We start from the raw sequence: 15,114 nt of genomic DNA on the forward strand, positions 1-15,114 counted from the left end.
ACTGCGAAGGTGAGCGCCACCGCTCTGGAAGCACACGGGGTCACCGCGAAGGCGAATGCCACCGCTCTGGAGGCACACGGGGCCGCCGCGAAGGTGAGCGTCACCGCCCCGGAGGCACACGGGGCCGCCGTGAAGGTGAGCGTCACCGCTCTGGAGGCACACGGGGCCACCGCGAAGGTGAGCGCCACCGCCCCGGAGGCACACGGGGTCGCCGCGAAGGCGAATGCCACCGCTCTGGAGGCACACGGGGCCGCCGCGAAGGTGAGCGCCACCGCCCCGGAGGCACACGGGGTCGCCGCGAAGGCGAATGCCACCGCTCGGGAGGCACACGGGGCCGCCGTGAAGGTGAGCGTCACCGCCCCGGAGGCACACGGGGCCGCCGCTGATCGGCTCGAACCCGAGGGAGCCACACGTGCGAGCGATGTCGGACCGGCCCTCAGCCCGCATGTCATCCGCTGAGACTTCTTCCGTGTGACGTGCCCCGCCCAGCTCGGGCCTGCTCCTGGCCGGACCGGGCGCAGGGGCGGTGGACGTGGCCGTGCACCCCGCTCCACGGTCGGCGTGCCCCTCGACGGCAGAATGAGCGGCGAACGGGAGACAACAGCTCGGGCGAGAGGGGCAGCGCGTGCCGGAGGACGCCGCACCTGGTGGCAGAGCCGCAGTGAACGGAGGGCAGGCGTCCGGCGGGGACGTCGTCGCGCGGGTCCTGGCCCAGTGGCGGCAGGTGCTTCCCGACCTCGACACCGAGCCCATCGGGGTCATCGGCCGTCTCACCCGGTGCGCGGCCCTGCTGCGGCAGGCCTCCGACGCGCCGCTGGCGCACGAGGGCTTCTCGCGTCCCGAGTTCGACATCCTCAGCGCCCTGCGCCGCGAGGACCGTGAGCTGAGCTTCGGCCGCCTCGCCCGGGAGACCTATGCCTCCGGCACCGCCGTCACCAAACGGGTGCGCACGCTGGAGGAGAAAGGGCTGGTCACCCGGCGCCCGGACGCGCGGGACCGGCGCGTGGCGCACCTGTCGCTCACCGCGAGCGGCCGGGACCTGGTGGACCGGATCATGCCCGCGCAGGTCGCCTACGAGCGCTCCCTGCTGGCCGGCCTCGACCACGGGGACCGCGAGCAGCTCAACGAGGTACTGGGCGAGCTGCTGCGGCTGCTGGAGAGCCGCGAGGGCGGGGGCGACGCGCACTGAGGGCCGCCGGGGGCGTACGACTGGCCACGCCCGGTCAGCGCGGGGCTGCGCCCTTCACCCGCAGGTCGTCCAGCAACTGCCGGGTCGCGGCGGTCACCTGCTCGACGGCCAGGTCGAAGGCCTCCTGGTTGTGCGCGGCGGGAGCCCGGAAACCGGACACCTTGCGCACGTACTGGAGCGCGGCCGCCCGCATGTCCTCCTCGGAGACGTCCTCGGCGTACGGGGGGCGCAGTGTCCTGATGTTCCTGCACATGAGGCCGACGGTACGCCGTGACGGGCGTGGCTGCGGTTACTCGCCCATTCGAGTGAGGAGAGGTACGCTGAAACTGCCGTGACGTGGGAATACGTCGCTCATTTCCCGGAAGGGAGGGCGGGCCATGCAGACCACGACGGGACTGCTCGCCGAGCTGACCCCGGAGCAGCGCGAGAGGGTGCGCTCCCTCGGACACGAGGTGCACTTCGAAGCCGGTGACCGCATCTTCGAAGAGGGCACGCGGGCCGACCGCTTCTGGATCCTGCACACCGGTTCGGCCACGCTGGCGATGCACATACCCGGCCACCGGGACGTGGCCATCGACCACGTCCGCCACGGGGAGCTGCTGGGCTGGTCCTGGATGTTCCAGCCGTATGTGTGGTCCCTGGGCGCACAGGCGGACAGCCCGGTGAGGGCGCTCGAATTCGACGCCCGCTCGGTACGGGTGATGTGCGAGGAGGACAAGGAGCTGGGCCTGGCGATGACGCGCTCCATCGCGGCCGTGATGGGCGACCGGCTCCAGCGTTCCCGCTCCCGCCTGGTGGACCTCTTCGGGCCGTACGCCCCCAGGGACCGCGCCGCCGGCGCCATCTGACCCACGGCAGGGCCCCGGGCAGGTCAGCCCGCGTCCTGGCCCGGCACGGGCACCGCCTCAGCGGTCGCGCCACCCTCGGGTGCGCCGATGACCTCGCGATCCCCCGCCGCAGCACGCCGGCGTGCGCGGCCCTTGCGGCCGGCGCGCCCGGCATCGGCGGGCGCTGCGGCCGTATCGGCGGCGTCCGGTGTCAAAAGCGGGGTGAGCTGCCCCGTCATCATCGCGGCCAGACCGTTCACGGCGCTGCGCTCCGGCTCCTCCGCCAACTGGACGGCCATGCCGGTGTGCTCCCGCAACTGGTCGGCCAGTCCGGGCAGTACCGCGCTGCCGCCCGCGAGCACCATGCCGCGCTCGGCGAGGTCGGCGACCAGGTCGGGCGGGCAGCGGTGCAGGACGACGCGGATGGTGTCCAGCAGCCCCGTCAGCGGGGTCTGGATGGCGCCGCGCACCTCCTCCGGGTCGATGGTGACGGTACGGGCCAGCCCCGTCACCACGTCGCGTCCCTGGACCTCGACCGTCCCCGTGTAGACGCCGTTGCCGACGCCCCCGCTGCCCAGCAGCGCCAGGTGGAGCGGGCGCACCTCCTGGCTCGGCAGCAGCAGTTCGTGCCGGTTGCGCAGGTACTGCACCACGGCGTGGTGGATGGTGTCCCCGCCCAGGCTCACCGTCCCCGCCGCCACGATCGACCCGAGGGAGACCACCGCGACCTGCGTGGTCGTCGTCCCGCAGACCAGGACCATCGCCGCCTCCGGGCGGGCGACCGGCAGCCCGGCTCCGATGGCCGCCGCGATCGGCGCCTCCACCAGCTCCACCTTGCGCGCCCCCACGCCGGTCAGCGTCTCCACGGCTGCCCGGCAGGCCAGCGGGTCGGCGTCGTGCGGGACGGTGACCAGGGCGTGGGTCATGACCCGGCGCCGTTTGACGCGGCGCAGCTTCTCGTCGATGAGGGAGCGCACCATGCGTTGCGCCATGTCGATGTCCCGCACCGTGCCGCCGGCGACGGGCCGCACGACGCGGATGTGCTGCGGGGTGCGCCCGTCCATCCGCTCCGCCGCCTCGCCGACCGCGATCAGTGTGCCGGAGCAGGTGTTGACGGCGACGACGGACGGCTGGTCGACGACGAGGCCCGCCCCCTTGGCGTAGATACGGGTCCTGGCGGCGCCCAGGTCGACGGCGACGGAGCAGCGGGTCAGGGACTCCAGGCTGGAGCAGCTCATGGCGCTCGTGTCCTTCCGGGAATCGTGCGGCGGTGCGGTCGGTCGGCGACGACCGGTGGCCGTCCCGCAGGACGTCCGCTCTCCAGCCTGTGCCGGTAGGTGACCGCACGCCTGCCGAGCGCATCCGCCCGGGTGAGCCCTCACCGGCCGCGGACGCCCGCACCCCCTCCCGGCCCCGCGTCCCACCGTGGGTCACGGGGCCAGGGCGCCCACCGAGGTGCTGTCGCTCTCCCCGGCGGGGTCCTCGCTGAACTGGGTGCGGTGGAGCTGCTCGTACCGCCCGCCCGCGGCCAGCAGTTCCTCGTGGGTGCCCCGCTCGACGACCCGGCCGGCCTCCAGGACGAGGATCTGGTCGGCGGCCCGCACGGTGGACAGCCGGTGGGCGATCACCAGTGAGGTGCGACCCGCCAGTGCCTCGCCGAGCGCCTCCTGGACGGCCGCCTCGGAGGTGGAGTCCAGGTGCGCGGTCGCCTCGTCGAGCACCACCACGCGGGGCCGGGCCAGCAGCAGGCGGGCGATCGTCAGGCGCTGCCGCTCGCCGCCGGAGAGCCGGTAGCCGCGCTCGCCGACCAGCGTGTCCAGGCCGTCGGGCAGGGAGGCGACCAGCTCGTCGAGGCGGGCCCGGCGCAGCGCGGACCACAGCTCCTTCTCGGTGGCCTCGGGGCGGGGGAGCAGCAGGTTGGCGCGGATGGTGTCGTGGAAGAGGTGGCCGTCCTGGGTGACCATGCCGAGCGTGCCGCGCAGCGTGGCGGCGCTCAGGTCGCGGACGTCCGTGCCGCCGATGCGGACGGCACCGCCGTCCACGTCGTAGAGGCGGGGCGCCAGCGAGACGAGGGTGGACTTGCCCGCCCCGGACGAGCCCACCAGGGCGATCATCTGGCCGGGCTCGGCACGGAAGGAGATGCCGTGCAGGACCTCCTCGCCGCCCCGGGTGTCGAGTGTGGCGACCTCCTCCAGCGAGGCGAGCGAGACCTTGTCGGGGGAGGGGTAGCCGAAGTGGACCTCGTCGAACTCGACGGACAGCGGGCCCTCGGGCGCCTCCTCGGGGTGCTCCTTCTCCTCGATCAGCGGCTTGAGGTCCAGCACCTCGAACACCCGCTGGAAGCTGACCAGGGCGCTCATCACCTCCACGCGGGCCCCGGCCAGCGCGGTCAGCGGCGCGTACAGGCGGGTCAGCAGCAGCGCGAGGGAGACCACGGAGCCCGCGTCGAGGCTGCCCCGCAGCGCGTAGTAGCCGCCGAGCCCGTAGACGAGGGCGAGCGCGAGCGCCGCCGCCAGGGTCAGCGCGGTGAGGAAGACCTCCTGCACCATCGCCGTACGCACCCCCAGGTCGCGCACGCGGTCCGCGCGGCGGGCGAACTCGGCCGACTCCTCCGCCGGGCGGCCGAAGAGTTTGACGAGGGTGGCGCCCGGGGCGGAGAAGCGCGAGGTCATCTGTGTGCTCATCACCGCGTTGTGATCGGCCCGTTCCCGCTCCAGACGGGCCAGCCGCGCCCCCATCCGCCGTGCGGGCAGCACGAACAGGGGCAGGAGCACGAGGGTGATCAGGGTCACCTGCCAGGAGAGGTTGAGCATCACCACCAGGGTCAGCAGCAGGGTGACGAGGTTGCTGAAGACCCCCGAGAGGGTGGTGGAGAAGGCCCGTTGGGCGCCGATGACGTCATTGTTCAGACGGCTCACCAGGGCACCCGTACGAGTGCGGGTGAAGAAGGCCACCGGCATGCGCTGCACGTGGTCGTAGACGGCGGTACGCAGATCGAGGATGAGGCCCTCACCGATACGGGCGGACAGCCAGCGGGTCAGAATGCCGATGCCGGCCTCCGCCAGGGCGATGGCCGCGATCAGCCCGGCGAGGGAGAGCACGGTCGAGGCGGACCCGTGCCGGTCGATGGCGTTCATCACGCGCCCGGCGAGCAGCGGCGTGGCCACGGTCAGCACGGCCAGCACGCTGCTGAGCAGCAGGAACGCGACGAGCTTGCGATGATGCCGGTGGGCGAAGCGGACGATGCGGCCGAGCGTGGCCGCGGAGAACGGGTGCTGGTCCTGGTGGGCGTGGCGCGAGGTGTAGAGCGCGTTCCACGCGGTCATCTCCATGCTCATGGGGGAGAAGCTAGAAATTGAAGTGAACTTCAAGTCAAGGGTCTGACCCGCTGTGATGATCTCGCAACGGCGGGTCGTGCACGTGCATCGGCACATGCATCGGTACGTGAACGAAGTTATGATCCGGGGAAGTTGGCAGTGACCTGCGGCAGCGGCCGCTCGCGTCCCGGCCCGACCCGTCCGGACGAGTCCAGGAGACCCCAGTGCCCCACGTGTACAACGGCATGGCCGCCAAGGACCTCCAGGAGGTCGAGTGGCGCAAGAGCCGGTACAGCAACTCCCAGGGAACGTGCGTGGAGTTCGCGAAGCTGCCCGACGGTGACATCGCCGTGCGCAACTCGCGCTTCCCGGAAGGGCCCGCGCTGGTCTACACGCCGGCGGAGGTCGAGGCGATGATCCTCGGCGTCAAGGAAGGGGAGTTCGACGATCTGCTGCGTCCGTGACCCGACGGGCGTCCGTGACCGGACGGGCCGCCGCGCCCGCGACCGCAGGGGCGCCCGTGGCCTGGCCGGTGTACCGGCCCACCCGGAAGAGGGCCCAGACGACCTTCCCGGCGCGCGGCCCGGACAGCGGGTGCCAGCCCCAGGCGTCGCTGAAGGAGTCGACCAGGCGCAGCCCCCGGCCCGATTCCGCCGTGATGCCGAGCGCCTCGGCCTCTCCCAGGCAGTCCCCAGGAAAGGCCCAGGCGCTCGACGCGTCCCACGCGTCAACGGCATCCACGACGCCCCCGTTTCCCCCGTGTCCCCCGCTTCCCCCGTGTCCCCCGTTTTCTCGGGGCCCGTGCTCGTGGCCTCCGAGGCCGGACGTCCCGCGCCCGGACGTGCCCTGGTCCGGCGTCCCGTGACCGGGCCTTCCGTGGCCGGGAGCTCCGTCGTCGGGAAACCCGGCCGGGCCGTCGAAGGCCCCGAGAGCCGCCCGGTGCGCGCGCCGTACGGCTGACACGTCGGGCGGTCGGTCGCTGGGATCGCGTACGGCACAGACCAACCGGGCGGACCAGCGCGTCAGGTGCAGGCGCACCGGCGGGTCGCCCTCGTCCCCCGACGCCGCCCCGTGATCGGCGCCGGGGGTCAGGCCGTGCCGCATGGCATTGGTCACCAGCTCGGTGACCACCAGCGCCACGTCGTCGAACTCTGCGGTCAGGCCCCAGTTCTGGAGCGTTCTTCGGGTGAAGTCCCGCGCACCGGGGACGGACCGGCGGTGCGAGGGGAGTGCGCAGGAGGCGGAACCCGAGACCGAGGAGGCGTCCGGCGTCGGGAGCCCGTCCAGCAAGGGCTCCAGCACCGTCGATCCTTCGGTCCCTGGCAAGGGCCTCTCCTGGCGTCAGCGGCAGTGATGATCCTGTGCGGATCCTGTCGGCCGTGCTCCCGCGGGTGCGGGCGCCACAGTGCTCCCGGAGGTCAACTTCGCAGCCGCCGGGTCCACTTGCGCACTGCCCATGGTTTCCGATGCTCACGGCAGATGCAAGGGCAGATGCACGTGCACGCGAAACTTCTCTTTGTGTGCCATCCTCCTGGCGCGTCGTGTGTCATCGGGTCGGCACGCAACGGAGCGCGGAGATGGCACACTTCCCCTCGAGCAGGGGTGGAGGGCTGATCGGAATGGCAACACAACCGGTGCAGGGCAGCGCTGCGGGGCCCAAAGGGGCGGGCGGCGCCAGTGGTTCCATGGTCCGTCGCATCCTGCTCGGCTCCCAGCTGCGCCGGCTGCGCGAGTCCCGCGGCATCACCCGTGAGGCGGCCGGATACTCGATCCGGGCCTCCGAGTCGAAGATCAGCCGCATGGAGCTGGGCCGCGTCAGCTTCAAGGCCCGTGACGTGGAAGACCTGCTCACGATGTACGAGGTCACCGACGAGACCGAGCGCGAGCCCCTCCTCGCCCTCGCCCGCGACTCCAGCGTCGCCGGTTGGTGGCACAACTACAGCGACGTCCTGCCCGGCTGGTTCCAGACCTACGTGGGTCTCGAAGGCGCCGCCTCCCAGATCGGAACCTACGAGGTCCAGTTCGTGCACGGCCTGCTCCAGACCGACGAGTACGCGCACGCCGTCGTCTCCGCCGGGCACCGCACCCCGCTCGCCGAGGAGGAGGTCGCCCGCCGCGTCGCGCTCCGCCTGGAACGCCAGAAACTGCTGCTGGGGGAGAACGCGCCGGAACTGATCTGCGTCCTCGACGAGGCCGCGCTGCGCCGCCCCTTCGGCGGCAAGGCCGTCATGGACGCCCAGCTCCGGCACCTGGTGGACGTCTCGGAGCAGCCCAACGTGACCCTCCAGGTCGTCCCGTTCGAGCTGGGCGGACACGCTGCCGAGAGCGGCGCCTTCACGCTGCTGCGCTTCCCGGAGTCGGACCTCAACGACATCGTGTACCTGGAACAGCTCACCAGCGCGCTGTACCTGGACAAGCGGGACGAGGTGACACAGTACGACCAGGTGCTGCGGCGACTGATGGATCTCAGCCTTTCTCCGGAACACACCCGGGATCACCTTCACAGAATCCGCCAACTGCCGTGATCGGCCGGTACGATGACCAGCCAGCAGCACCTCCTTCAACCCCACGAAGGAATGGCATGTCCTACTTCACGGAACTGGCACTCCAGCACATAGACGGCCAGTGGCGTCCCGGCTCGGGTTCCTGGGACATCATCGACTTCAACCCGTACAACGGGGAGAAGCTCGCCTCCATCACCGTCGCCACCCGCGACGAGGTGGACGAGGCCTACCGCGCCGCCGAACGCGCACAGCGTGAGTGGGCAGCCACCAACCCGTACGAGCGCAGACGCGTCTTCGAACGGGCGATCCGTGTGATCGAGGAGCAGGAGACCGCGATCACGGAGGCCATCGTCGCGGAGCTGGGCGGTACCCGGCTCAAGGCGGCCTTCGAGATCCAGATGGTCAAGGAGTTCTTCCGGGAGGCGCTGCAGCTTGCGCTGACCCCGAGCGCCCAGATCCTGCCGTCCGCCGTGCAGGGCAAGGAGAACCGCGTCCACCGCGACCCGGTCGGTGTCGTCGGGATCATCTCGCCGTTCAACTACCCGTTCCTGCTGGCGGTCAAGTCGGCCGCGCCCGCCCTCGCGCTGGGCAACGCCGTCGTCCTCAAGCCGCACCAGTGCACACCCGTCTGCGGCGGCACGCTGGTCGCCAAGGTGCTGCAGGACGCCGGGCTGCCGCCGGGGCTGCTGAACGTCGTCATCACCGACAGCGCCGAGATCGGCGACAGCCTCATCGACCACCCGGTGCCCAAGGTCATCTCCTTCACCGGCTCCGACCGCGTCGGCCGGCACGTGTCCACCGTCGCGGGCCGCACCTTCAAGCGCGTCATCCTGCAACTGGGCTCCAACAGCGCCCTGATCGTGCTGGACGACGCCGATGTCGACTACGCCGTCGACGCCGCGGTCTACAGCCGCTTCGTCAACCAGGGCCAGCTGTGCATGGCGGCCAACCGGATCATCGTCGACCGCCGGCTGGAGCCGGAGTTCACGCCGAAGTTCGTCGAGCGCGTGAGCCGGCTCGTCGTCGGCGATCCCGAGGACCCCGCCACCCACATCGGCCCGCTCATCAACTCCCGCCAGGCCGAGCGGGTGACCGCGCTGGTCGAACAGGGCCTCGCGGAGGGCGCCACGGCGCTGCTGCACGGCAGGGCCGAGGGCAACCTCGTCGCCCCCAGCGTGCTCACCGACCTGCCCGAGGGCTCCCCGCTGCTGCACGAGGAGATCTTCGGTCCGGTGGCCCTGGTGCTGCCCGTCGACGGTGACGAGGAAGCCGTCCACGTCGCCAACGACACCCCCTACGGACTCGCCGGCGCCGTGCACAGCGCCGACATCGAACGGGGCATCGCGGTCGCCCGCCGCATCGACGCCGGAATGGTCCACGTCAACGACTCCACCGTCGCCGACGAGCCGACCGTCCCCTACGGCGGCGAGAAGCTCTCCGGACTCGGCCGCCTCAACGGCCCCCAGGTCGTCGAAGCGTTCACCACCACGCGCTGGCTCTCCGTCCAGCGGGAGCGCAGCCGGTTCCCCTTCTGACCCGTCCGCCCCGCCCCTCCCGTAAGCTGCCCGGCCCCCGCCTCCCGCGGGGGCCGGCTCGTTGTGCGCCGCTTCGCGCTGCCTCGCCGCGCCGCGTCCTTCGCGGACAGAAGCTGACCGCAAGCCGCCCTAGCGTCGTCCTCACCAGCCGGGGGAACCCGGTCGGCGTCGATGCTCGCAAGAGCTGACATGAGAGGCGGCGAACAACATGCCGGTAGCGGTCCGGGCCGAGTCCCCCGGAGACGAGCGCGGAGCTCTTCTTGCCTATCTGGAGGCCCAGCGCGGCGGCGTCCGCCGTGCCCTGCACGGACTGACCGGGGAACAGGCCCGCAGCACCCCCGCAGCCAGCCAACTGTCGCTGCTGGGCATCCTCAAGCACGTGGTGGTGGCAGAGGAGAGCTGGCTGCGCCGCTTCCAGGGCATCGACATCGGCAGGAACGAGCAGCGCAAGGAGTGGCAGGGCAGCTTCACCCCGGGCGCCGACGAGACGGCCGAGAAACTGTTCGCCCGCTGGGCGCGGGTGGCCGCCGAGACGGAAGCGGCCGTGCGAGGTCTCCCCTCGCTGGACGACACGTTCGTGGTACCGCCCGCGCCCTGGACCGAGGGCGGTGACCACTCCTGGCGGTGGGGCCTGCTGCACCTGATCGAGGAGTACGCCCGGCACGCGGGGCACGCCGACATCATCCGGGAGACCATCGACGGCAAGGGCGCCTTCGACCTGGTCTTCGAGACCGGTGCCATGCCGGAGCCCGACTGGTCCGGCTGGGAGGACGGCGAGTAACCTCCGTAACCGCCCCATTGGTCAAACTTGACCAGCATGGGGGCGGAGACGAGGAAGCAACCCGCGGAAGAGGCGAGCGATGTCGGCGATCCGACTGCTGGTGCTGGGGGACGTGCGCCTGCGCGGGCGGGCGCACGGCTACCAGGTCCGCAGCGACCTGGAGTTCTGGGGCGCGCACGAGTGGTCCACGGCCAAGCCCGGCTCGATCTACCACGCGCTCAAGCAGTTGGCCAGGCAGGACCTGCTGCTCGCCCACGAGACGGCCCCCAGCACCGCGGGCGGGCCGCCCCGCACCGAGTACGAGATCACCGAGGCGGGCGAGGCGGAGTTCTTCCGCCTGCTGCGGCACGCGTTCACCGCGACCGAGGAGAAGAAGGAGCTGCTGACCTCCGCCGTCGGCTTCCTCGTCGACCTGCCGCGCGCGGAGGCCGTGGATCTGCTCCGGCAGCGGGTGGCCGCACTGGAGGCGTGGCACGACGAGGTGGCGTCCACCTGGTCTCCGGACAGCGGTACCCCCGAGGAGTGGGGACACATCGGGGAGATCATGAAGCTGTGGGTGCACACGGCGGACAGCGACGCCGCCTGGGCCCGTGAGCTGATCGAGCGCCTGGAGAAGGGTGCGTTCGTCATGGCGGGCGAGGGCCGGCGCGACCTCAGCGTGCTCACCGACCGGCAGTAGCACTCTGGTCAAGTTTGACTACCGAGTGAGGAGGCGTTACTTTCATCCGCCGCTAGTCAAAATTGACCAGTGGCTCGGAGGGGCGAGAAGGAGACGCATGACCAACGGCGACCAGGCAGCGATCCGGATCGAGGGGCTGCGCAAGGAGTACGGGAACAAACAGGCACTGTCGGGCCTCGACCTGACCGTGCCCCACGGCACCGTCCAGGGGCTGCTCGGCTCCAACGGTGCGGGCAAGACCACGGCGGTACGCATCCTGGCCACTCTGCTGCGGCCCACCGCCGGCACCGCCCGCGTAGCGGGGTACGACGTGGCCACCCACCCCGACGAGGTGCGGCACCGCATCGGCCTGCTGGGCCAGCACGCCGCCCTGGACGAGGAGTTGAGCGGCCGGGAGAACCTGGAGATGTTCGGGCGTCTCCACCACCTCGGCGCCCGCAGGGCCGCCGCCCGCGCCGGTGAACTGCTGGAACGCTTCGCGCTGACCGACACCGGACGCACCGCTGTCAGCCGCTACAGCGGCGGTATGCGCCGCCGCCTCGACCTGGCGGTCTGTCTCCTCGGCAGCGAACACGCGCACGGGCCCCGGGTGCTGTTCCTGGACGAGCCGACCACCGGGCTCGACCCGCGTGGCCGTGGCGAGGTGTGGGGCGCCGTGCGCTCCCTGGTGGACGGCGGCACCACCGTGCTGCTGACGACGCAGTATCTGGAGGAGGCCGACCAGCTCGCCGACTCCATCGCCGTCCTCGACGCGGGCCGCGTCGTCGCGGAGGGGAGCGCCGACGAGCTGAAGGCCATGCTCGGGGCCGGCCGGATCGACGTGGTCGTCCGCGACCCGGCCCGGCTGGCGGAGGCCGCGCTGCTCGTCGGCCGGGCGGCGGGCGCCGCCGACGTGACCCAGGACCCCGACCGGCGGCTGATCGGCGCGCCGGTCCACGACCGGATGGCGGCACTCACCGGCACCGTACGCGCCCTGGAGGCGGCCGGTATCGAAGCGGAGGACATCGCCCTGCGCCGCCCCACCCTCGACGAGGTCTTCCTGCACACCACCACGGCCGCCACCACCTCCGAGGGCGCCGCATGACCTCGACTTCCCATGCCGCCCCCGCCCCGCGCGCCGTGGCCGCCGCCGCGCCCCGCCGCCACGCGCTGACCGACTGCTGGACGCTGACCCGGCGCGAACTCGCCCACCTGCGGCGCCGGCCCGGCCAGACCGCCGTCAACCTGGCCTTCCCGCTGCTGATGCTGGTGATGTTCGTCTACTTCATCGGCGGCGGGATGGAGGTCGACGACTACCGCGCCTACCTGGTCCCCGGCATGTTCGCACTCACCATGGCCTTCGGCCTGGAGTCCACCATGATCGCGCTCACCCGGGACCTCGACCGGGGCGTCGTCGACCGCTTCCGGTCCCTGCCCATGGCCCGCTCCGCCGTCCTGGTGGGCCGCACCGCGTCCGACATGCTGGTGTCCGTCGTCAGCCTCCTGCTGCTCATGGCCACCGGAGCGCTGATCGGCTGGCGATGGCACTGCGACCCCGCCGAACTGCTCGCCGCCCTGGGGCTGCTGCTGTGGCTGCGCTTCGCCGTGCTGTGGGTCGGTGTCCAGCTCGCCCTGCTGGTCGGCACGCCGGAGACGGTGCAGGCGGTGCAGATCCTCGTCTGGCCCGTCGCCTTCTTCTCCAACGTCTTCAGCTCCCCCGCGTCCATGCCGGACTGGATGGGTGCCGTCGCCGACTGGAACCCCCTGTCGGCGACCGCCCGCGCCGTCCGCGAGCTGTTCGGCAACCCGGTGTGGGGCGGCACCTCCTGGGCCGCCGAGCACGCGTTGCTGCTGGCGCTGGTGTGGCCCGCCGTGGTGTGCGCCGCCTTCTTCCCGCTCGCGGTACGCCGGTACGCGCGCATGGGGCGGTGACCGGCGGGGGCACACAGGAGTGACCGGCGCGCCGGGCGGGCTCCGCCCGGCGCGCCGCCGCGCCGCACGACGGCATCCGTCCTCGACGGTCGGCAACCGTCGTGCGGCAAAGGCCGACGAGGGTCGCCGTACGGCGGCATTCGGGGCCGTCCGGCGGCATCCGGCGGCATCCGGCGGCATCCGGCGGCAAGGTCTCGCACATCACACCCGTCGGACGGGCTGACTGCTTTTTAATCCGCGGGTACAGGGGGACCTTTGGCAGGAGACTCACGGGTCATGCTCCACTGTGAGGTATCACGCTTCCGGCACGTGGAACCGGCATCGGTGGACACCGCGTCCGACGTGTGGCACTGGTGGATGCATGACGCATGCGGCGCGTACGGCGCGAAACGGTAAGGAGCGGACAGAACGTGGTGGGGCAGTCCCAGGGAAACGGCGACGCCGCAGACCAGAACGGTGAGTCGGAGGAGGCGCAGGCGGCCTCCGCCGACGAGTCGCGGAGCGCGTTCACCGCCCCCTTGGGCGTGCCGCTTCCCCCCGTCCCGGAGGAGGAGCACCCGACCTCCGAGTTCACCCTCCCCGAAGGACTCAAGACCCCCCAGCAGTCCGAGCACAGCAACGCCTTCACCCCGCCCGAGGGCATCCCCGTCGTCGGCCCCCTCGCCAGGCCCGGATCGCCCTGGCAGGACCGGATGCGTTCCATCGTGCGGATGCCGCTCGCCGAGCGCCCCGTCCCCGAGCGCCCCGCCCGCACCGAGGAGGCCGAGAGCGGGCCGCCCGTCCCCCGCGTCCTCGACCTGACGCTCCGTATCGGCGAACTGCTGCTGGCCGGCGGCGAGGGCGCCGAGGACGTCGAGGCCGCGATGTTCGGTGTCGCCCACGCCTACGGGCTCGACCGCACCGAGCCCACCGTCACCTTCACCCTGCTGTCCATCACCCACCAGCCCTCACTGGTCGACGACCCGGTGACGCTCAGCAGAACCGTGCGGCGGCGCGGTACCGACTACACGCGGCTCTCCTCCGTCTTCGGCCTCGTCGCCGACATCACCCAGGGCGACGTCTCCCTGGAGGAGGCCTACCGCCGCCTCGCGGAGATGCGCCGCAACCGGCACCCCTACTCCAAATGGGCCCTCAGCGTGGCCAGCGGCGCACTCTCCGGTGCGGCGTCCCTGCTGGTGGGCGGCGATGCGCTGGTCTTCTTCCTCGCCGCACTCGGCGCCGTCCTCGGCGACCGGCTCGCCTGGCTGTGCGCCGGACGCGGGCTGCCGGAGTTCTACCAGTTCGCAGCCGCGGCGATGCCGCCCGCCGCGATAGGGGTGGGCGTCGCCCTGCTCTCCCAGCACACCGACACCCGCATCCAGGCCTCCGCGGTGATCACCGGTGGACTGTTCGCGCTGATCCCCGGGCGCGCCCTGGTCGCCGCCGTGCACGACGGACTCACCGGCTTCTACATCACCGCCGCCGCCCGCCTGCTGGAGGTCGTCTACCTGATCGTCGGCATCGTCTGCGGCGTCCTGATGATCCTCTACGTCGGTGACCGGCTCCATGCCCAGCTCACCCCGGACGTCGTCCAGCACGGTGGCCGCCCGGTGACCCAGCTGCTCGCCGCCATGCTGCTGGCGCTGGCCTTCTGCGTGCTCCTCCAGCAGGAGCGGCACACCGTGCTGCTGGCCACCCTCAACGGTGGCGTCGCCTGGCTGATCTACGGGGTGCTCACCAACGCGCACCTCAAGCCGGTGCCTGCGACGGTGATCGCCGCCGGGCTCGTCGGGCTCTTCGGGCAGCTCCTGTCGCGGTACCAGTTCGCGTCCTCGCTGCCGTACATCACCGCGGCGATCGGGCCGTTGCTGCCTGGTAGCAACACGTATTTCGGGTTGCTGAACATTGCGCAGGAGGATGTGAACAAGGGGTTCGAGCATCTCGCCACCGCGGGGGCTCTGGCGTTGGCCATTGCCATCGGAGTCAATCTTGGTGGTGAGCTTGCCCGGCTCTTCATCAAGACTCCTGGGCGGGAGACGCCGCTTCCGGGGCGGCGGGCTGCCAAGCGGACGCGGGGCTTCTGAGGAAGCCTCGCGGCGTTGGTGCCCCTCACGGCTGGGGCCTCAGCCCCTTGTGACCTCTCATTCCTGGGGCTTCGCCCCAGACCCCTTTGTCCTCGCCGGACGGGCGTTGGGGCGGCTCCGCCCCCCAACGGCCCCCCGCTACGGGGGCTTCTCCCCCAGACTCCGTCCGGGGGGACCCCCACCCCTGGGAGCCCCCTTCCGCAAGAGCTTCAGCTCGTTTACTTCGTGGGAACGCCCTGGTGGCAGACCACCTTGGTGCGTCCGGCGGCTTTCGCGCGGCTTTGTGGTGGCTTCTGACCCGCGCGAAA

14 protein-coding genes and 2 pseudogenes are annotated in these 15,114 nt (G+C 71.7%); 11 read left to right on the forward strand and 5 right to left on the reverse strand.

Annotated features, from left to right (window positions below; all coding sequences use genetic code 11):
* The first annotated feature begins 9 nt into the window (after positions 1–9).
* Together H297_RS0121790 and H297_RS0121795 are read left to right on the forward strand one after the other, a co-directional pair.
* Positions 10–459: a hypothetical protein gene (locus H297_RS0121790; protein WP_158693716.1), complete on the forward strand. Its 450-nt coding sequence runs from the start codon at positions 10–12 to the stop codon at positions 457–459.
* 202 nt (positions 460–661) lie between these two features.
* Positions 662–1,189, forward strand: coding sequence for a MarR family transcriptional regulator (locus tag H297_RS0121795; RefSeq protein WP_027738785.1), 528 nt, complete (start codon positions 662–664; stop codon positions 1,187–1,189).
* Between the two features lie 34 nt (positions 1,190–1,223).
* Here the strand turns inward: H297_RS0121795 and H297_RS0121800 are convergent, their stop codons facing one another.
* Positions 1,224–1,442 carry a DUF2277 domain-containing protein gene (locus tag H297_RS0121800; RefSeq protein WP_027738786.1) on the reverse strand — a complete coding sequence of 73 codons (219 nt, stop codon included), beginning with the start codon at positions 1,440–1,442 and terminating at the stop codon, positions 1,224–1,226.
* A 124-nt stretch (positions 1,443–1,566) separates the two neighbouring features.
* Here H297_RS0121800 and H297_RS0121805 point away from each other — a divergent pair, with 124 nt between their 5' ends.
* Complete coding sequence (locus H297_RS0121805; RefSeq protein WP_027738787.1) at positions 1,567–2,037, forward strand: cyclic nucleotide-binding domain-containing protein; 471 nt, start codon at positions 1,567–1,569, stop codon at positions 2,035–2,037.
* A gap of 23 nt (positions 2,038–2,060) precedes the next feature.
* Here the strand turns inward: H297_RS0121805 and H297_RS0121810 are convergent, their stop codons facing one another.
* Together H297_RS0121810 and H297_RS0121815 are read right to left on the reverse strand one after the other, a co-directional pair.
* A complete protein-coding gene (locus H297_RS0121810) occupies positions 2,061–3,254 on the reverse strand; it encodes a rod shape-determining protein (RefSeq protein ID WP_027738788.1) in 1,194 nt (397 codons plus the stop codon).
* A gap of 192 nt (positions 3,255–3,446) precedes the next feature.
* The gene (locus H297_RS0121815) at positions 3,447–5,354 is read right to left on the reverse strand and encodes an ABC transporter ATP-binding protein (RefSeq protein ID WP_027738789.1); all 1,908 of its coding nucleotides are present in this window, start codon (positions 5,352–5,354) and stop codon (positions 3,447–3,449) included.
* Between the two features lie 203 nt (positions 5,355–5,557).
* On the opposite strand from H297_RS0121815, the gene H297_RS0121820 reads away from it, so the two are divergent.
* On the forward strand, positions 5,558–5,797 hold the full coding sequence (locus H297_RS0121820; RefSeq protein ID WP_027738790.1) for a DUF397 domain-containing protein: 240 nt from the start codon (positions 5,558–5,560) through the stop codon (positions 5,795–5,797).
* On the opposite strand, the pseudogene H297_RS44480 reads toward H297_RS0121820, so the two are convergent.
* A pseudogene (locus H297_RS44480) lies at positions 5,760–5,990 on the reverse strand (ATP-binding protein); the annotation flags it as partial. The gene H297_RS0121820 and the pseudogene H297_RS44480 overlap by 38 nt on opposite strands.
* Before the next feature lie 294 nt (positions 5,991–6,284).
* Positions 6,285–6,635 (reverse strand): annotated as a pseudogene (locus H297_RS44485) (ATP-binding protein); the annotation flags it as partial.
* A gap of 317 nt (positions 6,636–6,952) precedes the next feature.
* Here H297_RS44485 and H297_RS0121830 point away from each other — a divergent pair.
* The 7 genes from H297_RS0121830 (at position 6,953) to H297_RS0121860 (ending at position 14,806) form a co-directional block, all read left to right on the forward strand.
* Positions 6,953–7,858 (forward strand): Scr1 family TA system antitoxin-like transcriptional regulator, encoded by a 906-nt coding sequence (locus H297_RS0121830; RefSeq protein ID WP_051352068.1) that lies wholly within the window; start codon positions 6,953–6,955, stop codon positions 7,856–7,858.
* Positions 7,859–7,914: 56 nt separating this feature from the next.
* The gene (locus tag H297_RS0121835; protein ID WP_027738792.1) at positions 7,915–9,372 is read left to right on the forward strand and encodes an aldehyde dehydrogenase family protein; all 1,458 of its coding nucleotides are present in this window, start codon (positions 7,915–7,917) and stop codon (positions 9,370–9,372) included.
* A gap of 208 nt (positions 9,373–9,580) precedes the next feature.
* Positions 9,581–10,153, forward strand: a complete 573-nt coding sequence (locus H297_RS0121840) for a DinB family protein (RefSeq protein WP_027738793.1) — start codon at positions 9,581–9,583, stop codon at positions 10,151–10,153.
* A gap of 79 nt (positions 10,154–10,232) precedes the next feature.
* Complete coding sequence (locus H297_RS0121845; protein WP_027738794.1) at positions 10,233–10,832, forward strand: PadR family transcriptional regulator; 600 nt, start codon at positions 10,233–10,235, stop codon at positions 10,830–10,832.
* Positions 10,833–10,929: 97 nt separating this feature from the next.
* Entirely contained in the window at positions 10,930–11,916 is a 987-nt protein-coding gene (locus tag H297_RS0121850) for a daunorubicin resistance protein DrrA family ABC transporter ATP-binding protein (RefSeq protein ID WP_027738795.1), read from the forward strand.
* On the forward strand, positions 11,913–12,743 hold the full coding sequence (locus tag H297_RS0121855; protein WP_027738796.1) for an ABC transporter permease: 831 nt from the start codon (positions 11,913–11,915) through the stop codon (positions 12,741–12,743). Before H297_RS0121850 ends, H297_RS0121855 begins: the two co-directional genes overlap by 4 nt.
* A gap of 368 nt (positions 12,744–13,111) precedes the next feature.
* Entirely contained in the window at positions 13,112–14,806 is a 1,695-nt protein-coding gene (locus H297_RS0121860; RefSeq protein WP_486589615.1) for a threonine/serine exporter family protein, read from the forward strand.
* Positions 14,807–15,114: the final 308 nt, after the last annotated feature.

The organism is Streptomyces sp. CNT360 (assembly GCF_000424785.1).